Source organism: Bradyrhizobium erythrophlei (assembly GCF_900142985.1).
Taxonomy (GTDB): domain Bacteria; phylum Pseudomonadota; class Alphaproteobacteria; order Rhizobiales; family Xanthobacteraceae; genus Bradyrhizobium; species Bradyrhizobium erythrophlei_B.
In genome coordinates this window covers 6,835,919-6,852,870 of record NZ_LT670849.1, presented here as the reverse complement: position 1 = coordinate 6,852,870, position 16,952 = coordinate 6,835,919, and the positions used below count along the sequence as shown (strand labels likewise).

The window sequence follows — 16,952 nt, the reverse complement described above, 5'->3', positions numbered from 1 at the left end:
TTGCAAGCTAGCGCGATCTGGTCTTGTTTCGAATCAAGAATTCTCCCATCCGAGGAGAACCGCAAGGGAGACGCCATGATCCGGGAATGGATTGGCGCGATCGGCCTAAGCCTCATGGCAACTCACGCGCTGGCGGCCGACCCCATCGAGGTCGGCATTGGCTATCTTCGTCATGCCGGCGTCAAATCGACATTGTCGCTGGCCGCACAACCTGCCGAAAATGACGGGGTAGCCGGCGCACTCCTTGCGATCGAAGACAACAACACCACCGGCAATTTTCTCAACCAGCATTTTACGCTCACCGAGCTGCGGCTCAAGGAAGGCGATGATGTCACTGCGGCAGCCAACAAGCTCGCCGACCATGATGGCACCATCGTCCTGGATTTGCCGGCGGACGAAGTCTTGAAGGTCGCGGATACGTTGCGCGATCGCGGTACGGTGTTGTTTGACGCCGGCTCGATCGACGACCGACTGCGAGAGCAGGACTGCCGGGCCAACGTTGTCCATGTGGCGCCGACCCGCTCGATGCTCGCGGATGCATTGGCGCAATATCTGGTGTGGAAGCAATGGAAGCGCTGGCTGCTGGTGAGCGGTTCGCACGATAACGACAAACTCTATGCTGATGCGCTGCGCCGGGCGGCTTCGCGCTTTGGTGCGAAAATCGTGCAGGAGCGGACCTTTCAGGACACCGGCGGTGCCCGCCGCACCGACAGCGGCGTGACGCTGATCCAGCGGCAGATGCCGGTGTTTACGCAGGAGGCGCCCGCCTATGACGTTCTTGTCGCGGCCGACGAGAGCGAGGTATTTGCCGCCTATCTGCCATACCGCACCTGGGATCCGCGGCCCGTGGCGGGCTCAGCGGGGCTGGTGCCGACCAGTTGGGACGCCTCGCACGACCAATGGGGGGCGGTACAAATTCAGAATCGGTTCCTGAAACAGAATTCGCGGCGCATGACGGCGCTCGACATGCAGGCCTGGACGGCCACCCGCGTGATCGGTGAAGCGATCTCGCGCACCAATTCCGCCGACCCCAAGACCGTGTTCAGTTTTATCAAGGGAAAAGATTTTTCAGTTGCCGCCTTCAAAGGGACGCGACTGACCCTGCGGGACTGGAATCTGCAACTCCGGCAGCCGATCCTGCTCGCCGACGGCCGCATGGTGGTGTCGGTATCGCCGCAGGAAGGTTTCCTGCACCAGGTCTCCGAACTCGATACGCTTGGCGTCGATCGGCCCGAGACCAAATGCAAATTACAATGACGGCGGAGAGTTCGTTCATGTGGCGTTGTTGCCTGCTTTCCTTGTCGGTCGCATGCGTTACGGCGGCGAGCCCCGCTTTCGCCTACACCGCCTATGTGTCGAACGAGAAAGGAAACACCGTCTCGGTCATCGACACCGACAAATGGGCCGTCACGGCGACGATCAAGGTCGGCCAACGGCCCAGGGGCATCGAGTTCACCCACGACGGCAAGTTCGTGATGGTTGCCGTCGGTGACGACGACACGATCCAGATGATCGACACCAAAACCCTGAAAGTCGTGGACACGCTGCCCTCCGGCCCCGACCCTGAACTATTCACCCAGGATGCGGCCGGAAAAGTCCTTTACGTCGCCAATGAGAACGACAACACCGTCACCATCATCGACCTCGAGAAGCGGAGCCGGCTTGGCGACATTCAGGTGGGCGTCGAGCCCGAAGGCATGACCATCAGTCCGGACGGCAAGATCCTGATCAATACCTCCGAGACGACCAACATGGCGCACTTTATCGACACATCGACGCGTCAGGTGGTCGCCAATGTGCTGGTCGACTCGCGGCCGCGCTTTGCCGAATTCAAACACGACGGTTCCGAGTTGTGGGTCTCATCGGAGATCGGTGGCACGGTATCGATCATCGATCCTGTCAAGCACGTCGTGACCGGCAAGATCACCTTCAACATTCCGGGGCTGCGGAGCGAGGCCATTCAGGCGGTCGGAATTGGCATTACCAGGGACGACAAGACCGCTTTCGTGGCGCTTGGTCCGGCGAACCGGGTGGCGATCGTCGATACCGCGACCCACGCCGTGACCAAGTATCTTTTGGTCGGACAGCGGGTCTGGCACATGGCGTTTACGCCGGACGAAAAGTTTCTGCTCGTTACCAACGGCGTCTCCAACGATGTCTCGGTGATCGATGTGGGAGCGCAAAAGGTGATCAAGACCATTCAGGTCGGCGAACTTCCGTGGGGCGTGACGATCTCGCCATGACAACGGCCGATACCTATAACGAGGCTGCTGCGCGGACTCCGACCGATCCGGCCGGGCACGACGTCCCGGCGACGCCTGCCCTGTCGATCCGCAACGTCAGCCATTCCTACGGTGCGCGGCGCGCGCTGATGGATGTTGCCTTCGACGTGCCGCCGGCGAGCTTTACAGCCCTGCTCGGCCTCAACGGCGCCGGAAAGAGTACGCTGTTCTCGCTGGTCACGCGGCTGTTCGGGATTCAGGCAGGACACATCAGCATTTTCGGCCACGATATCGGGCGCGCCCCAGGTGAGGCGCTGCGCCTCATGGGCGTGGTGTTTCAGCCGCGCACGCTCGATCTCGATCTCTCGGTGATGCAAAACCTGCTCTATCACGCCGCCCTGCATGGCATTGGCCGCCGCGATGCGCGCTTGAGAGGCGACGAGGTTTTGGCGCGGATTGGCCTCTCTGACCGATCAGGCAGTAAAGTTCGCGATCTCTCGGGTGGCCAGATGCGCCGGCTGGAGATTGCACGTGCTTTGCTGCACCGGCCGAGGCTACTTTTGCTCGACGAGGCGACCGTCGGCCTCGATGTGAAGGCGCGCGCCGACATTCTGAGCCACGTCCGCCAGCTCGTCGTCGAACAGGGCATCGGCGTGTTGTGGGCCACCCATCTGTTCGACGAAATCGTCTCAAGCGACAACCTTGTCGTCCTGCATCAAGGCCGTGTCCTGGCCTGCGGCGAGGTCGATCGCGTTTTGAAAGAAATTGGCGCGCCCGACATCAATTCCGCTTTCATGCGCCTGACCGGCGTTCAATCGGGGAGCCTTACACAATGAGCTCCACGACCCTCGATCGGTCCCGTCGCGGCTTTTCTTTTGCCGAATATATCACCTGTCTCAACGGCATCGTGTGGCGCGAAGCGCTGCGTTTCCTGCACCAGCGCGAAAGGTTCATCTCGGCGCTGGTCAGGCCGCTGGTTTGGCTCTTTATCTTCGCTGCCGGATTTCGGCAGGTGCTGGGCATCTCGATCATCCCGCCCTATGAGACCTACATCCTCTACGAGGTTTATATCGCACCGGGCTTGATGGCGATGATTCAGCTCTTCAACGGCATGCAGTCCTCTCTGTCGATGGTCTACGACCGGGAAATGGGCAACATGCGCACGTTGCTGGTGGGCCCTCTACCGCGCGGGTATCTGCTGTTCTGCAAGTTGCTTGCGGGTACGGCGGTATCGCTGCTCCAGGTCTACGCGTTCCTGTTGATCGCCTGGTTCTGGGACATCACACCACCGCCGACCGGCTATCTCACCGTGCTGCCGGCTTTGGTTCTGTCCGGCTTGATGCTCGGTTCGCTTGGCATGCTGATCTCCTCCGGGATCAAGCAACTTGAGAATTTCGCGGGCGTCATGAACTTCGTGATCTTTCCGATGTTCTTTGCATCATCCGCCCTTTATCCGCTCTGGCGGGTCCAGGAGGGCAGTCCCATGCTGTATTATGTGTGTCAGTTCAATCCGTTTACGCACGCGGTCGAGCTGATCCGTTTTGCGCTGTATGGCCAAATGAACTGGGTTTCGCTTGCCGTGGTTGGCGGTTGCACGGCGGTCTTCATGATCGGCGCCATTTTCGCCTATGATCCGTCGCGGGGTCTCGCCCGGCGCGGCCCCGCGGGAGGTGAGACATGATTTCGCGCATTGGACTCGTGTTGATTGCAGTCGTCGCCTCGACGCAGATTTCTGACGCCGCAGATCCGCGCTATCCGGATTGGCCCTGCGCGCAGGCCAAGGTGCCGGAAATCTCGCTTGCTGCGGTGTGGGCTGGCCCATCGCTCGACGACGCCGAACAGAAATGGAAAAACGATCCAAAGATCAGTGCTCTGGTTGAAAAGGCGGCGGCCAGAAAGCTTCCGCTTGAAGACGCGCAAAAGGCGATCACGGACTTTCTGGCGGCGCCTGGAACCGACAAGGTGGCGGCAGGAAAATTGCTATTTGCCGGTCTTTTCGAGCAACTCAACGCTGAGCGCGCTTCGGTCATGAACGGGCTCGAGCGGGTAACGCGTAAGCAGCGCCAGGCGGCGGACAAGGTTCGCTCCGATACGATCGAATTGCAGGCGCTCCAGGACGCCACACCGCGCGACCAGGCGAAGATCGATGAACTCGGCAACTCGCTCGTCTGGGAAACGCGGATTTTCGAAGATCGCCGCCGCGTCGTCAAATTCGTGTGCGAGGTGCCGACCACGATCGACCAACGCCTGTTCGCGCTTGGCCGCACCATTCAGCAGGAAATCGAATAACCCTGGATCACGGTTCTTTCGGGCGTTGCTCCGTCGGCCTCGGTTCCGGCTGCGCCTCGGCCGTCGGCAGGTTGGCGCGCTCCCATCCGTCCGTGCCATCGGGGTACCAGGCGACGTTGCTGTAACCAAGTGACAAGGTTCGCCTCGCCGCGTTCCACGACATCCAGCAATCGGCCTGGCAATACACGACGATCAACGCGGCCCGGTTGCCGCCTGTGGCGCGCATTAACCCGTGCCGCAGATATTCTTCGGTGGTTGCGGCGAGCTCGCCATAACCGGTATCCGGCAGCCAGACGCTGCCGGGTATATTGAAGCGGGGTTTGTCCCGCCAAACCGTCCCCGCTGGAAGGTTCGGCGGTTTTGGTGGACGCGGCAGTACATCGACAAACACAGCAGCCTTGTCGCGCCAGATCGCCTCTGCTTCCCGCGTCGAAAGCACGCGCGCGCCGGCGAGCGTATCCGGAACGGGCGCGCGGTAATCCTCGGTGCGATAGTTCTGAGGCTCCGGCACGAGTTCGTCTGCACGCGCTGCGCCGGCCAGCACCATCAACGCAAGCATCGAACGCGCGATGGAGACGGTCATGGCGACCTCGTCGACGCCTCCACGGTGATCGGCTGATTGTTCTCGTCGAGCAGCGGAACACCGTATTCGACCAGGATTTTGTTGATCTCGCTCTGGTTCTCCTGGATCAGGCGGTTGAGCATCCGTTTCCAGTTCTGGTCGGCGCGCCGCACGCCCATGCCAATCCGATAAACCAGTTGGGGACCGCTCTTCTCGTGTACCAGCGGTGTCACGTGAAGCGGCGGGTTGGACTTCTTGGCATAGAATCCCGCCATCGGTCCCCAGAGAATGGCGGCGTCGATGACGTTCTTGTTCAGATCGTCAATCATGGCTCCGGCCGAGGAATCAAAGCGGGTATCGATCATCAGCGGATAGGGCTTTGCATTCGACATCAGGCCGTTCACCGCCATGTCGGTTGCTGGTGGCGTGCCGGCGACGATGCCAATGTGCTTACCCTTCAGACGGGCGTCATCCAATGCTGCGACATCTTCAAGGCCGGAACCCCGTTTTGCGACCAACGCATAGGCCGTTCGGTAATAGGGATTGGTTCCCTGGACGAGATCGTCACCTTGCGGAAACCCCATGATGACGTCGCAACGATGCGCGCCAAGTGTCATGCGCACGAAGCCCGTCGCCTGCGGGAAATACATGTAGTCGATCTTCTTTTGTAACTTCGCCGCGAGGAATTCGGCGAGCTTGTTCTCGAACCCCTCCCCTTGCTCGTTGGAGAACGGAAGGTTGCGCGGATCGGCACAGACCCTCAACACCTTGGGATCGACGAGTTCTATCGAGAGATCCAGCCCGCCATCATTGTCGGTCTGCGCGCCGGCCCAATGCGCGCCGGCAAGCGTTGCGGCGAGCGCTAGAAGCGGAGCGAACAGGTAAGGTTTGAGTGGGGCATAGGTCATCGATTGCTGTCCTCAGCTTGTGCGCCACTCTCCCACCAAAATGCTATGCTGCTCCCTGAAGGCGTGCAACAGGATAATCCATAAGACTAATTCGCAGCGCCTGTTGCGACGCAAACGGAACCATGCGTAGCCGTTTTGAACGAAAAAAGATGCTTGTCGGCCTCGCGCTTGCGGCGTTCTTCGTTTTGCCGCGAGCACAGGCGCAACAGCCCGCATTGAACGTCAGCGAAGTCGCGCCCGGCGTTTTCGTTCACATCGGGACGATTGAGCTGATGACGCGCGAGAACGAAGGCGCGATCGCCAATGTCGGTTTTATCGTCGGAAGCGACGCCGTCGCAGTCATCGATACCGGTGGCAGCGTTCGCGAAGGGCGGCAGCTCGTTGCTGCTATTCGGGCGCGGACCGACAAGCCGATCCGTTACGTCGTCAACACGCACGGCCATCCCGATCACATATTCGGCAATGCCGCTTTTGCGGGTTCAGGAGCCGTTTTTGTCGGGCACAAGAATTTGCCGGAAGCCCTGCGCACGCGTGGTCCATTTTATCTCGACGCCTTCCGCAAGATCATGGGCGATGGCTTGATCGGCGAGGTCCGCATCGTCCTCCCGACATTGCTGGTTGATGGAACGCTCGAGCTTGATCTCGGCGCGCGTAAACTCCTCTTGCAGGCCTGGCCGGCGGCGCACAGCGACAACGATCTCACCGTGCTCGACGAAACGTCGAAAACGTTATTCGCCGGCGACCTCGTCTTCCTCGAGCATATCCCGGTCGTCGACGGCAGCATTCGCGGTTGGCTGCGCATCATCGACGATCTCAGGCGGCTGCCTGCGACACGCGTGGTTCCCGGTCACGGCCGCGTGAGCGAATGGCCAGAAGCGCTGTCCGATCAACGCCGCTACCTCGACACCCTCGCCACCGACATCAAGGCAATGGTGGCGAAGGGCGCCACAATCAAATCGGCCGCTGACACCGCGGCCACCTCGGAACGGTCGCGGTGGCAACTGTTCGATGACTATAACGCCCGGAACGCAACCGCAGCATTTTCCGAGATTGAGTGGGAGTAGCGTAAGGGGTAACCTGTCGAGAGTTCGTTGCTTCGACCCCGCAAGGAGCGCGGCATGAAGAGTCCTCGCTTGCTCTGTCTGTTGATGCTGTGTGGCGTCGCGCTGCTAATGCGCGGTTCGCCTTCGGGTGCCGCCGAGCCCGTTGATCCCTGGCCGGGCCTGGTCCAGGACATCTTCAATAATCGTGCAATCAACGACGGCAACGACATCCTGGCCATCGAGATGCCATACCGTGCCGAAGATGCGGCGATCGTGCCCGTGACGCTGCGATCAAAGCTCGCGCCTGATGACGTGAGACGCCTGAAGACGATCACGCTGGTGATTGATCAAAATCCGGCGCCGATGGCGGCAAAATTCGAACTTGGGTCCGACGCGCGGGTATCGGAAATTTCAACGCGCGTTCGCGTGAACAGCTACACCAATGTTCATGCCGTGGCCGAGCTTAGCGATGGCCAGCTCTATATGGTCAAGACCTTCGTCAAGGCATCCGGCGGCTGTTCGGCACCTGCCGGCAAAAATGTGGAAGAAGCGCGCAATCGCCTCGGGCAGATGAAATACCGGCAATTCGCCCGAGCCGACCAGGGCCCGACCAGCGGCCCGCGCGAAGCCCAGATCATGATCGGTCATCCCAACAATTCCGGATTGCAGATGGACCAGGTCACGCATCTCTACATCCCGGCCTTCTTCGTCGACCAGCTGCATCTGTGGCAGGACAACAGCCCCGTGCTGTCGATGGAAGGCGGCATCTCCATCTCGGAAGATCCCAATATCCGGTTCACCTACGTCTCGAACGGAGCCAGGACGTTCCGCGCCGAGGCCAAGGACACATCTGGCCACGTCTTTCAGAAGGAATGGAAGATCGAGGATTCCGGCACCTGAGCCTTCGGGACAAGGCCTTTTCCAAGGCCTGCTAGAAGCACCTGACCTCGGCCTCAGCCTGGGCGCGCCTGAGGTCGTCCAGGGCTCCTTTGGCCTGCTCGGACGAGCGGAACTGGGTGCCGAGATTGCCGCGAACCTGCGACATGCTCAACACTGTCTCAGCGGTCACGTAGCGGTCGTAAGGCAATAGCGAGGCAATGATATCGATCGAACACGAACACTGTTCGATCGATTGGCGCGTTTCGCTATTGGCCTTCATGCAGCCGAAGACATATTCGGAACGCGCTGACGTCGGGTAGTCGTTGCTGTCATCGGCATGCGCGATCGCGGCCATTGCCGCCAGTCCACATAATGCAGCGACAATCGGCCTAGTACTCCTGACGAACGCCATGGCATTTCTCCCGAAAGCAAAAGCTATGCTATCGCTAGTGTCCGATTCTAACATTTGTGTCCCGATGAGGCAGGCACTTTTGCAAATGCTAGAATCAAAGGACCACTAGCAAATAACGGGTTTCTAGTGGAGTTTTGGATTTGACATTCGCTTGACGAACTCTCGGCTAGGCGGGGAGCGAATGTCAAATCCACTCCACTAGCGTGGCGGATCAGAAGTCCGCATCATTGCTGCCGCGAGTTTGTCATGCGGACTTCTGATCCAAAGCCACACTAGATCAATAGGTTTGCTAGTGTCCTTTCGATTCCGAAGTTCGAACCGTGGCTCCGAAAATGCTACGAACTTCGGAATCGGGACACTAGTATCTTGAAAAGCCGACCATCACCGGAATTGGTCACGATGCCGCCGGCGATGAGAAAATTGGGGGAGATCATATGTTGCGTGTGCTGATTGCGATCTGTCTGTGTTCGATGATCCTGCCGGCCTCGGCTGTGGCGCAGAGTAAGGGCAAAGGCATCCGATTCTGGAACCTGACGACATCGACCATCTCGGACTTCCAGCTGTCACCGGCGGGCAAGAATGAATGGGGCCCGAACCAGACGCTGAACGACAAAGACAAGGAAGTCGACCACGACGAACGCCTGCGCATCACGGGCGTCGAACCCGGCCGTTACGACGTCAGGGTCGGCTATCGCGACAACAAGCAATGCGTCGTGCGCAATATCGAAATCCGGGCGGACGCCGTGTTTTCGATCGCCGACAAGGACCTGAAGGACTGCAACAAGTGATCGCAATCAGCCGACAGAAACTTGGTCCCGATCCGCTTTTTCGCGGCTATGAGGATATTCGCAGCGCCATTTGATCGCGGTCCATTTCGGATGCTCGCCCACCCATTGTGCGATGTATGGCTGTGCGTTCATGGTGCATTGCTGAAGGGAAAACTCCGAAGAGAACGCCAAATGCCGTTCCTCGCAGGTGTTTGGCGAGAACACGGCACAAACTGTGATAATCAGCTCGATTGCATTCATGCCGATGTCCTCTGGCGCCGCTCGGCTGGCGATAACGTGAACAAGCTACGAACCGTCCGACAAGAAGTTTCACCCGCGGGGTGATCCCCGTCCCGGCCGCCTAGAAATTCAACCCAAACACCAGCCGCGCCTGCTGGCGCTCGAAATTTACGAGATCAAGCGCAGCGCCCGTGCCCGCGGGGCGGCCCCACGCCTGGAAGCTCCAGTTCGCTGTCAAACGAGCGCGCTCCGACAGCTTGAAATAAGCGGTCGGGCCGACAAGGAAAGCCTCGCCTGAAAGCTCCTCAAGGCCGATGCCCCCGTATTTGCGGAAGTAGCGCGCCTCGCCTCCGAGCAACAGATCCGGCCGCACCTGCGCCATGAGCCCGAACGCTACGGCAAGGGTTGACTCGCGCTCCTGCGTTGCTACTCCTGCGAAATGCGTCCATTCCGGCTGGTAACCGACGTTGAGTGTGGCGACCGCAAGCCCGGGGATCACATCCCGCTCGATCGCAAGCGTCAGTTCAGTACCGTAGCTTCGCGCGCTGGATCCCGTGAGTTCATCGAATCGGTTTCCATGGCTTTCAAGCGCCAGGGTCAGGCCGAACGGCGAGGTTGCGCGATCGAGCAACCGGTAGCGCAAATCCAGCGCTGCTCCCTGCCAGCCGGCCAGACTGCGGTCCATTAGCCCCGGAACGGACGCGATATCGTAGGCAGCGAACGTCGTTCCGACTTCGACTCGAAAATTCCTGAACGGCACAAATTCCAGTTCAAGCTGCTGATCTGCTGCCTGGTAACCTCCAGCTTGCTTCGAGAATCGACCAGTGGACGTGGTTTGGAATTCCCGTTCGCCGGCGTCGCCGACGTCCGAACCGATCATAAATCCATAGATGTGCTCGGTATCGATCCCCTCGGCAAGACTGCAAGCGGGTTGCAGAAAAAAGCAGAGCGTCGCTGCCCGGCAGGCTCTTCCTGGATTGATTGCTATGTTGAAGATCATCAGCGCGTGTGAGTGAAGCGCTCGGACGCAACGCCTGCCACGGCTCGCGGCAGGTGACTGCCGGAACCGGGCAGAACGCCGTGTAACTACTTGCGGGCTGCGCAAGCGTACATGTTGATCTCCATGCCAACCGGCACTTCAACGATCTTCGGAGTCTTCCAAGACATTTGGGTCTCCTAGGTATTGGTGCAAACATTGCACCGACGCGAACCTAAAACCGCTTGCCGTTTGGCGCAAGAGTCGAGCGGTCGCACTTCAAAAACCAGTTGCTATCTTAGCAATCGCAGCAGCGCGCGCCCCGCCGGCGTTCGCAATTCCCTGGCATCCAATGTTCCATCGTTGTCGCGATTGGCTGCATTGAAGCGCTTCTCGACGATGGCCAGGTATTCGTCCAGCGACAAGGTGCCGTCATGATCGGGATCGGCAGCGGCCAATTCACGGGCCGTCAAACGTCCGCGCAGTTCGCGCTTGTCGAGGGTCCCATCGTGATCCGGGTCAAGCCGCGCGAACAGTTCGGCCGCGGCTTTCTTCACCTCGCCGAGGTCGAGCGTTCCGTCAGCATCCAGGTCGAATGTCTTGATCGGATCGGCAGCGGCGGCAACCAGGACGGACGACGATGTCCCTGCCAGCAAAACGGTCGGTATCAGAAGGATGGATCGGCGCGATATCATCGTTGATCTCCGGTGTAAGCATATTCCTGCAATCGGTTGAACTGGATCGCTGGTTTTCAGGTTTCGGGTGGCGGCAGAAATCCCTTTTCGGTTAGAGGTCGCGGGTCTGTTGACGGGAGGTTTCCATGTCGATGTTGCGAGCCCCGCTTTTTGCCGCGCTGCTCCTCGGCCTTGCGCCGGGCGCGTTGGCCCAGGACGGAAAAGCCAACGCGGCAAACAACATCGCGACGGAGATACCCGGGCCGGGATTGACCGGTAAGGAACGGTTAGGCCCGAAATGGAGCGACGAACAAAGAATCGACAACTGCCATGTTCCGTTCGACAAGCGTGGCAGAAAGCCTCGCCCAGCCAACTGTCCGAGCGCGCCCTCAAGCTGAACCAAAATGCGGTCAGGTCTCGTCCGGTACGATGCTGACGCCCTGCCCTTTGTGAATGGTGGAGGGCGAGACGCCAAAGTTTTTCCGGAATACGCGGCTGAAGTGCGACGAGCTCGAGAATCCCCAGGAGAACGCAACGTCGGTGATCGTCTTGCCGCCGTAGTTCTCAAGCTCTTGACGGCAGTGCTGTAACCGCGCGCGCCAGATGTAGTCGCTGACGGTTATGCCCCTCTCGCTGAACAGCATGTGCAGGTAGCGCTTGGTGCAGCCGAGAGAGGCTGAAATCTGATCGATGCAAAGGTCCGGGTCACGCAAATGCTCGCGAATGAAGGCCTGCGCCCGCACATACATCGCCTCCGGGCCGGAACGATCGAAGGTCGTATCGGCCTCTCGCAGCGGCAGCAGCAGCAGGTCGATCAGCGTTTCGGCGACGCCTGCGGCACCGGCAGCTGACAACTTGGCGGCCTCGCCAAACGCCGCGTGCACGAAGTCGCGTGCAATGCGGCCCGTGCCGGTCAGCGCCGAGAGTTTGCATGCCGACATCTTGTCGAAATTAAATCCCCGTTCCCGCAGCAATTCCTTTGGCACGATAACGACCTCGTGCCGCGTCAAAGCCGGGCTGATGATGGTGTGCGGCGAGGAAACGTCATAGGCGAGACAATCGCCGGGCCTGATCTGGATCTGGCAGCCATTCTGCTCGAAATACGAGATGCCGTAAGTCTGGAACAGAATCTTGACGTAGGGATGTTCGCTGTTGTGGCTCGGCGAGTTGGTGTGCGCGATCCGATGCTGACTTGCTTCGATCTGGCACAGCTTCAGTTTCGAAACCGTGGTGAAATTGATCCGTGCTTCCAGCGTCGATGCTTCGAGCGGGTCGACAGAAAATTGCCCGCACAGATCGGTCAGTGCATCTGACCAATACTGAATCTGCCTCTTTGGCCCCAGTCCCGCAGTACTGAGCGAATGAACTGTGTCAGGCATTTCCTGCCACCGGTTTCAGATCAACCGCGACCCCTCGCAGACAATCACGGATAAGCGATTTCCAAGGCCAAGTTGAGGCAGCCGAATTTGGAATCGCGGGACGTTCCTCACGCTATCGTTGTTCAATCCTCGGTCTAAGTTTCGACGCCGTCAAGATAAACCTCCGAAGGGCTGCCGGCGGGGGCATTTGACGCCCTGCAACATCCCACTGCCGGACCTCCACAATCGTCATGAGCGAGGCGAAAAAGTTGATCGCGCTTCGCTTTCAAGCAAACGGGATTCTCTCTCGGGCAAGTTTCAGTCTTTCGAAGAGGATACGGATGCATGCTAACGAGAACTCAAAAACTGGGCCGCGCCCGCGGAACCCGAAGTTCAAACCTGGGAGGAACCACGATGCGAAAAGTACTACTCGCGACTGGTCTTGGTGCTATGGCGGCTGTGGCCGCAGGAAGCGCCGGCGCCAATGACGGACTGAACCGGATGTCGCAGAATCCGGCCGGTTGGGTCATGCCAACGGGCGATTACGCCAACACGCGTTACTCCAAGCTGAAGCAGATCAACGCCTCCAACGTCGGTAAATTGCAGGTCGCCTGGACCTTCTCGACCGGCGTGTTGCGCGGTCACGAAGGCGGTCCGCTCATCGTCGACAACATGATGTACGTCCACACGCCCTTCCCGAACAAGGTCTATGCTCTTGACCTTTCCAACGAGAACAAGATCGTCTGGAGCTATGAGCCCAAGCAGGATCCAAACGTCATTCCGGTGATGTGCTGCGACACCGTCAACCGCGGTGTCGCTTATGGCGACGGCAAGATCTTCCTGCATCAAGCCGACGACAAGCTGGTGGCGCTCAACGCCAAGAACGGCAATGTCGAATGGAGCATCGCCAATGGCGATCCGACCAAGGGCCAAACCGGCACCTCGGCGCCGATGGTGGTCAAGGACAAGGTTCTCGTCGGAACGTCTGGTGGCGAGTTCGGCGTCCAGTGCAGCATGACTGCCTACAACATCAAGGACGGCAAGCAGGTCTGGAAAGCTTACTCCGAAGGTCCGGACGATCAGATCCTGTTCGACGACAAGACCACCGCGCTCGGCAAACCGGTCGGTAAGGATTCGAGCCTGAAGACCTGGGAAGGCGATCAGTGGAAAATCGGCGGCGGCTGCACATGGGGTTGGCTCGCCTATGACCCGACGCTTGATCTCGTCTATTACGGATCGGGCAATCCCTCGACCTGGAATCCGAAGCAGCGACCCGGCGACAACAAGTGGTCGATGACGATCTTCGCCCGCAATCCGGATAACGGCGCAGCGAAGTGGGTCTATCAGATGACGCCCCACGACGAGTGGGACTATGACGGCGTCAACGAGATGATCCTCACCGATCAATCGATCGACGGAAAAGCCCGCAAGCTGTTGACCCATTTCGACCGCAACGGCCTCGGCTATACGCTCGATCGCGCCAATGGCGAATTGCTGGTTGCCCAGAAGTACGATCCGAAAGTCAACTGGACTTCCGGCGTCGACATGAACAAGAGCTCGCCGACCTACGGCAGGCCCAAGGTGCTCGACGAATACTCGACCGACAAGCAGGGCGAAGACCACAACAACAAGGGTATTTGCCCGGCCGCGCTCGGCTCCAAGGACGAGCAGCCGGCGGCCTACTCGCCGGACACGCAGTTGTTCTATGTGCCGACCAACCACGTCTGCATGGACTACGAACCGTTCAAGGTGAGCTACACCGCGGGTCAGCCCTATGTGGGTGCGACGCTGTCGATGTATCCGCCTCCCGGCGAAACCCATATGGGTAACTTCATCGCGTGGGACGGCAGGACGGGCAAGATTGTCTGGTCGAACAAGGAGCAGTTCTCGGTCTGGTCAGGCGCGCTCGCGACCGCAGGCGGCGTCGTGTTCTACGGCACGCTGGAAGGCTATCTGAAGGCGGTCGACGCCAAGTCGGGCAAGGAACTCTACAAGTTCAAGACCCCGTCCGGCATCATCGGCAACGTCACGACCTATGAGCACAATGGCAGACAGTATGTCGCTGTGTTGTCCGGCGTCGGTGGTTGGGCGGGCATTGGCCTTGCGGCCGGTCTGACCGATCCGACCGCAGGTCTGGGTGCGGTCGGTGGCTACGCTGCGCTGAGCAATTACACGGCGCTTGGCGGAACACTGACCGTGTTCACACTGCCGCAGCAATGAGCTGAGGACCTCGTTCCGGCGCGTGGGTCTACTCACGCGCCGGATGACGTCACATCGACAGCCGAGGACAAGCTCTTGCGTATCTACCTAATAACCGCAGCGGTTTTGCTGATCGCTGCAGGCGGGACTGCCTTCGCCGATGGCTCGGGCGACCCTGCTGCGGTGAAATCAGAGAACGGCAAATACCTCGATAGCCAGGGAAACCCGACCTACAAGATCCAACCGGACGGCACGGTCGATTGGTACACGTACTCGGGATACCGCCGATATCATTCGGAATGCCACGTTTGCCACGGACCCGATGGCATGGGATCGAGTTACGCGCCGGCTCTGAAGGACTCGCTGAAGACGATGAACTACGGCGAATTCCTCGCGATAGTCGCGAGTGGCCGCAAGAACGTCAGTACGGCGCAGGAAAACGTGATGCCGGCGTTTGGCGATAATCCGAACGTGACCTGCTACCTGGACGACATCTTCGTTTATTTGCGGGCCCGCGCCAATGACGCGGTGGCGCGGGTGCGCCCGGCCAAGCACGAAGATAAAACGCTAGCCTACACCCAGGCGGAGAATTCCTGTATGGGCACCAAGCACTGAAGCCGAGCAAACAGGATCAGACCATGAAGACACGCGCTGCCGTCGCATTCGAAGCCAAGAAGCCGCTGGAAATCGTCGAACTCGATCTGGAAGGACCGAGGGCCGGCGAAGTCCTCGTCGAGATCAAGGCCACCGGCATCTGCCACACGGACGCTTACACGCTCGACGGGTTCGACAGCGAAGGACTCTTCCCATCCATCCTCGGCCACGAGGGCGCAGGTATCGTGCGCGAAGTCGGCGCCGGCGTCACATCGGTGAAGCCCGGCGATCACGTCATCCCGCTGTACACGCCCGAATGCCGGCAGTGCAAAAGCTGTCTCAGCCAGAAGACCAACCTGTGCACGGCGATCCGCGCCACTCAGGGCAAAGGCGTGATGCCGGACGGCACGTCGCGCTTCAGCTACAAGGGTAAAACCATCTATCATTACATGGGATGTTCGACGTTCTCGAACTTCACCGTGCTGCCCGAGATCGCGGTCGCGAAAATTCGCGAGGACGCACCGTTCGACAAGAGCTGCTACATCGGCTGCGGCGTCACGACCGGCGTTGGCGCGGTGACCAACACCGCCAAGGTCACGCCGGGCTCCAATGTTGTCGTATTCGGTCTCGGCGGCATCGGGCTGAACGTCATTCAAGGCGCCAAGATGGTCGGAGCCAACAAGATCGTCGGCGTCGACATCAACGACTCCAAGGCGGATTGGGGCCGCCGGTTCGGCATGACCGACTTTGTCAACCCGACAAAGATATCGGGCGATATCGTCCAGCATCTCGTCGCCCTCACCGATGGCGGCGCGGACTTTACCTTCGATTGCACCGGCAACACCAACGTGATGCGCCAGGCGCTTGAGGCCTGCCACCGCGGCTGGGGCGTGTCTGTCATCATCGGCGTAGCAGAGTCCGGCAAGGAGATTGCCACGCGACCGTTCCAGCTCGTCACCGGCCGTGTCTGGAAGGGCACGGCGTTTGGCGGAGCGCGCGGCCGCACCGATGTACCGAAGATCGTCGACTGGTACATGGATGGAAAGATTCAGATCGATCCGATGATCACCCACACGCTCAAGCTTGAGGAGATCAACAAGGGCTTCGATCTGATGCACGAAGGCAAGTCGATCCGTTCGGTCGTCGTGTACTGACGGAGATAATTACAAACGCAAGGAGGATAGGCCCATGAACGTTCATATCCATCCCTCGGTCGACAACGGTGTGAAGAAAGGCTCCGGCAGCTTTGCCGGCGGCACACTGGTCTGCAAATGCAAGGACAGGCCGGTCAAGGTCGGCGTGAAGGGCGACGTCGCGCACAACCACGCCTGCGGCTGCACCCAGTGCTGGAAACCGGATGGAGCGGTTTTCTCGGTCGTTGCCGTCGTACCGCGCCAGAACGTGACCGTGCTCGAGAACGGCGACAAGCTGCACATCGTCGATCCCTCGAAGACAATTCAGCGACACGCCTGCAAGGCATGCGGCACCCATATGTATGGTCGCATCGAAAACAAGGCGCATCCGTTCTACGGGCTCGACTTCATCCATCCCGAGCTGTTCCAGGAATCCGGATCGGCGGCGCCGGGGTTTGCGGCGTTCGTATCTTCGGTCATCGAGTCCGGCGTCAAACCGGAGCAAATGGATGGCATTCGGGCCCGGCTGAAAGAACTCGGACTAGAGCCCTATGACTGCCTGTCTCCGGCGTTGATGGATGCCATCGCCACTCATGTGGCGAAATCCAAAGCCGCTTAGTCCTAACGCAGGGAGAACGATCGAAATCTCGTGGCGGCATCTCGAGGTGAGACGTCAGACACGACCTGGATCGGTTT

The 16,952-nt window shown here is 59.6% G+C and carries 22 protein-coding genes; 14 read left to right on the top strand and 8 right to left on the bottom strand.

Annotated elements, in window-relative coordinates:
* Positions 1–75 precede the first annotated feature (75 nt).
* The 5 genes from BUA38_RS32955 (at position 76) to BUA38_RS32935 (ending at position 4,511) form a co-directional block, all read left to right on the top strand.
* Positions 76–1,257, top strand: a complete 1,182-nt coding sequence (locus BUA38_RS32955; protein ID WP_072824669.1) for an ABC transporter substrate-binding protein — start codon at positions 76–78, stop codon at positions 1,255–1,257.
* Positions 1,242–2,243: a YVTN family beta-propeller repeat protein gene (locus BUA38_RS32950; protein ID WP_156898836.1), complete on the top strand. Its 1,002-nt coding sequence runs from the start codon at positions 1,242–1,244 to the stop codon at positions 2,241–2,243. The genes BUA38_RS32955 and BUA38_RS32950 overlap by 16 nt, the downstream gene beginning before the upstream one ends.
* A 128-nt stretch (positions 2,244–2,371) precedes the next feature.
* The gene (locus BUA38_RS32945) at positions 2,372–3,058 is read left to right on the top strand and encodes an ATP-binding cassette domain-containing protein (RefSeq protein ID WP_244553344.1); all 687 of its coding nucleotides are present in this window, start codon (positions 2,372–2,374) and stop codon (positions 3,056–3,058) included.
* Complete coding sequence (locus BUA38_RS32940) at positions 3,055–3,903, top strand: ABC transporter permease (protein ID WP_072824667.1); 849 nt, start codon at positions 3,055–3,057, stop codon at positions 3,901–3,903. Before BUA38_RS32945 ends, BUA38_RS32940 begins: the two co-directional genes overlap by 4 nt.
* Positions 3,900–4,511: a hypothetical protein gene (locus BUA38_RS32935; protein ID WP_072824665.1), complete on the top strand. Its 612-nt coding sequence runs from the start codon at positions 3,900–3,902 to the stop codon at positions 4,509–4,511. The genes BUA38_RS32940 and BUA38_RS32935 overlap by 4 nt, the downstream gene beginning before the upstream one ends.
* A 7-nt stretch (positions 4,512–4,518) precedes the next feature.
* Here the strand turns inward: BUA38_RS32935 and BUA38_RS32930 are convergent, their stop codons facing one another.
* Both BUA38_RS32930 and BUA38_RS32925 read right to left on the bottom strand, forming a co-directional pair.
* Positions 4,519–5,094 (bottom strand): PQQ-dependent catabolism-associated CXXCW motif protein, encoded by a 576-nt coding sequence (locus BUA38_RS32930; RefSeq protein ID WP_072824663.1) that lies wholly within the window; start codon positions 5,092–5,094, stop codon positions 4,519–4,521.
* The gene (locus BUA38_RS32925) at positions 5,091–5,981 is read right to left on the bottom strand and encodes a substrate-binding domain-containing protein (RefSeq protein ID WP_072824660.1); all 891 of its coding nucleotides are present in this window, start codon (positions 5,979–5,981) and stop codon (positions 5,091–5,093) included. The genes BUA38_RS32930 and BUA38_RS32925 overlap by 4 nt, the downstream gene beginning before the upstream one ends.
* Positions 5,982–6,130: 149 nt before the next feature.
* Here BUA38_RS32925 and BUA38_RS32920 point away from each other — a divergent pair, with 149 nt between their 5' ends.
* The gene (locus tag BUA38_RS32920) at positions 6,131–7,045 is read left to right on the top strand and encodes a quinoprotein relay system zinc metallohydrolase 2 (RefSeq protein WP_072826624.1); all 915 of its coding nucleotides are present in this window, start codon (positions 6,131–6,133) and stop codon (positions 7,043–7,045) included.
* 54 nt (positions 7,046–7,099) lie between these two features.
* The gene (locus tag BUA38_RS32915; RefSeq protein WP_072824658.1) at positions 7,100–7,924 is read left to right on the top strand and encodes a quinoprotein dehydrogenase-associated SoxYZ-like carrier; all 825 of its coding nucleotides are present in this window, start codon (positions 7,100–7,102) and stop codon (positions 7,922–7,924) included.
* A 31-nt stretch (positions 7,925–7,955) separates the two neighbouring features.
* On the opposite strand, the gene BUA38_RS32910 is transcribed toward BUA38_RS32915, so the two are convergent.
* Positions 7,956–8,315 (bottom strand): hypothetical protein, encoded by a 360-nt coding sequence (locus BUA38_RS32910; RefSeq protein WP_072826623.1) that lies wholly within the window; start codon positions 8,313–8,315, stop codon positions 7,956–7,958.
* 434 nt (positions 8,316–8,749) lie between these two features.
* Between BUA38_RS32910 and BUA38_RS32905 the strand changes: the two genes are divergently transcribed.
* Complete coding sequence (locus BUA38_RS32905) at positions 8,750–9,103, top strand: hypothetical protein (protein WP_072824656.1); 354 nt, start codon at positions 8,750–8,752, stop codon at positions 9,101–9,103.
* 6 nt (positions 9,104–9,109) lie between these two features.
* Here BUA38_RS32905 and BUA38_RS32900 read toward each other — a convergent pair whose 3' ends face one another.
* Both BUA38_RS32900 and BUA38_RS32895 read right to left on the bottom strand, forming a co-directional pair.
* Positions 9,110–9,343 carry a hypothetical protein gene (locus BUA38_RS32900; RefSeq protein WP_072824654.1) on the bottom strand — a complete coding sequence of 78 codons (234 nt, stop codon included), beginning with the start codon at positions 9,341–9,343 and terminating at the stop codon, positions 9,110–9,112.
* 100 nt (positions 9,344–9,443) lie between these two features.
* Entirely contained in the window at positions 9,444–10,007 is a 564-nt protein-coding gene (locus tag BUA38_RS32895; protein WP_244553124.1) for a hypothetical protein, read from the bottom strand.
* A gap of 150 nt (positions 10,008–10,157) precedes the next feature.
* Between BUA38_RS32895 and BUA38_RS38365 the strand changes: the two genes are divergently transcribed.
* Positions 10,158–10,334 (top strand): hypothetical protein, encoded by a 177-nt coding sequence (locus tag BUA38_RS38365; RefSeq protein WP_244553123.1) that lies wholly within the window; start codon positions 10,158–10,160, stop codon positions 10,332–10,334.
* A gap of 74 nt (positions 10,335–10,408) precedes the next feature.
* On the opposite strand, the gene pqqA is transcribed toward BUA38_RS38365, so the two are convergent.
* Together pqqA and BUA38_RS32885 are read right to left on the bottom strand one after the other, a co-directional pair.
* Positions 10,409–10,489, bottom strand: coding sequence for a pyrroloquinoline quinone precursor peptide PqqA (pqqA, locus tag BUA38_RS32890; RefSeq protein ID WP_072824652.1), 81 nt, complete (start codon positions 10,487–10,489; stop codon positions 10,409–10,411).
* 102 nt (positions 10,490–10,591) lie between these two features.
* Positions 10,592–10,993 (bottom strand): EF-hand domain-containing protein, encoded by a 402-nt coding sequence (locus BUA38_RS32885; protein WP_072824650.1) that lies wholly within the window; start codon positions 10,991–10,993, stop codon positions 10,592–10,594.
* 125 nt (positions 10,994–11,118) lie between these two features.
* Between BUA38_RS32885 and BUA38_RS37745 the strand changes: the two genes are divergently transcribed.
* A complete protein-coding gene (locus BUA38_RS37745) occupies positions 11,119–11,370 on the top strand; it encodes a hypothetical protein (protein WP_172806129.1) in 252 nt (83 codons plus the stop codon).
* Between the two features lie 12 nt (positions 11,371–11,382).
* On the opposite strand, the gene BUA38_RS32875 is transcribed toward BUA38_RS37745, so the two are convergent.
* Positions 11,383–12,351 (bottom strand): helix-turn-helix domain-containing protein, encoded by a 969-nt coding sequence (locus BUA38_RS32875; protein ID WP_072824648.1) that lies wholly within the window; start codon positions 12,349–12,351, stop codon positions 11,383–11,385.
* Between the two features lie 393 nt (positions 12,352–12,744).
* Here BUA38_RS32875 and xoxF5 point away from each other — a divergent pair, with 393 nt between their 5' ends.
* The 4 genes from xoxF5 to gfa all read left to right on the top strand — a co-directional run bounded on the left by xoxF5 (position 12,745) and on the right by gfa (position 16,875).
* On the top strand, positions 12,745–14,550 hold the full coding sequence (gene xoxF5, locus BUA38_RS32870) for a lanthanide-dependent methanol dehydrogenase XoxF5 (protein ID WP_072824646.1): 1,806 nt from the start codon (positions 12,745–12,747) through the stop codon (positions 14,548–14,550).
* 75 nt (positions 14,551–14,625) lie between these two features.
* Positions 14,626–15,144, top strand: a complete 519-nt coding sequence (locus BUA38_RS32865) for a c-type cytochrome, methanol metabolism-related (protein ID WP_197685889.1) — start codon at positions 14,626–14,628, stop codon at positions 15,142–15,144.
* 23 nt (positions 15,145–15,167) lie between these two features.
* Positions 15,168–16,277 (top strand): S-(hydroxymethyl)glutathione dehydrogenase/class III alcohol dehydrogenase, encoded by a 1,110-nt coding sequence (locus BUA38_RS32860; RefSeq protein WP_072824644.1) that lies wholly within the window; start codon positions 15,168–15,170, stop codon positions 16,275–16,277.
* Between the two features lie 34 nt (positions 16,278–16,311).
* Positions 16,312–16,875, top strand: coding sequence for an S-(hydroxymethyl)glutathione synthase (gene gfa / locus BUA38_RS32855; protein ID WP_072824642.1), 564 nt, complete (start codon positions 16,312–16,314; stop codon positions 16,873–16,875).
* The last annotated feature ends 77 nt before the right edge of the window (positions 16,876–16,952 follow it).

Bases quoted from the DNA above. Each gene is read 5' to 3' on its own strand.
- BUA38_RS32920 (WP_072826624.1), top strand. From the start codon at position 6,131: ATGCTTGTCGGCCTCGCGCTTGCGGCGTTCTTCGTTTTGCCGCGAGCA.
- BUA38_RS32945 (WP_244553344.1), top strand. From the start codon at position 2,372: ATGGATGTTGCCTTCGACGTGCCGCCGGCGAGCTTTACAGCCCTGCTC.
- BUA38_RS32905 (WP_072824656.1), top strand. From the start codon at position 8,750: ATGTTGCGTGTGCTGATTGCGATCTGTCTGTGTTCGATGATCCTGCCG.
- BUA38_RS32950 (WP_156898836.1), top strand. From the start codon at position 1,242: ATGCAAATTACAATGACGGCGGAGAGTTCGTTCATGTGGCGTTGTTGC.
- BUA38_RS37745 (WP_172806129.1), top strand. From the start codon at position 11,119: ATGTCGATGTTGCGAGCCCCGCTTTTTGCCGCGCTGCTCCTCGGCCTT.
- BUA38_RS32875 (WP_072824648.1), bottom strand. From the start codon at position 12,351: ATGCCTGACACAGTTCATTCGCTCAGTACTGCGGGACTGGGGCCAAAG.
- BUA38_RS32910 (WP_072826623.1), bottom strand. From the start codon at position 8,315: ATGGCGTTCGTCAGGAGTACTAGGCCGATTGTCGCTGCATTATGTGGA.
- BUA38_RS32930 (WP_072824663.1), bottom strand. From the start codon at position 5,094: ATGACCGTCTCCATCGCGCGTTCGATGCTTGCGTTGATGGTGCTGGCC.
- BUA38_RS32940 (WP_072824667.1), top strand. From the start codon at position 3,055: ATGAGCTCCACGACCCTCGATCGGTCCCGTCGCGGCTTTTCTTTTGCC.
- gfa (WP_072824642.1), top strand. From the start codon at position 16,312: ATGAACGTTCATATCCATCCCTCGGTCGACAACGGTGTGAAGAAAGGC.
- BUA38_RS32860 (WP_072824644.1), top strand. From the start codon at position 15,168: ATGAAGACACGCGCTGCCGTCGCATTCGAAGCCAAGAAGCCGCTGGAA.
- xoxF5 (WP_072824646.1), top strand. From the start codon at position 12,745: ATGCGAAAAGTACTACTCGCGACTGGTCTTGGTGCTATGGCGGCTGTG.
- BUA38_RS32900 (WP_072824654.1), bottom strand. From the start codon at position 9,343: ATGAATGCAATCGAGCTGATTATCACAGTTTGTGCCGTGTTCTCGCCA.
- BUA38_RS32955 (WP_072824669.1), top strand. From the start codon at position 76: ATGATCCGGGAATGGATTGGCGCGATCGGCCTAAGCCTCATGGCAACT.
- BUA38_RS32895 (WP_244553124.1), bottom strand. From the start codon at position 10,007: ATGGACCGCAGTCTGGCCGGCTGGCAGGGAGCAGCGCTGGATTTGCGC.
- BUA38_RS32885 (WP_072824650.1), bottom strand. From the start codon at position 10,993: ATGATATCGCGCCGATCCATCCTTCTGATACCGACCGTTTTGCTGGCA.
- BUA38_RS32935 (WP_072824665.1), top strand. From the start codon at position 3,900: ATGATTTCGCGCATTGGACTCGTGTTGATTGCAGTCGTCGCCTCGACG.
- pqqA (WP_072824652.1), bottom strand. From the start codon at position 10,489: ATGTCTTGGAAGACTCCGAAGATCGTTGAAGTGCCGGTTGGCATGGAG.
- BUA38_RS32925 (WP_072824660.1), bottom strand. From the start codon at position 5,981: ATGACCTATGCCCCACTCAAACCTTACCTGTTCGCTCCGCTTCTAGCG.
- BUA38_RS32915 (WP_072824658.1), top strand. From the start codon at position 7,100: ATGAAGAGTCCTCGCTTGCTCTGTCTGTTGATGCTGTGTGGCGTCGCG.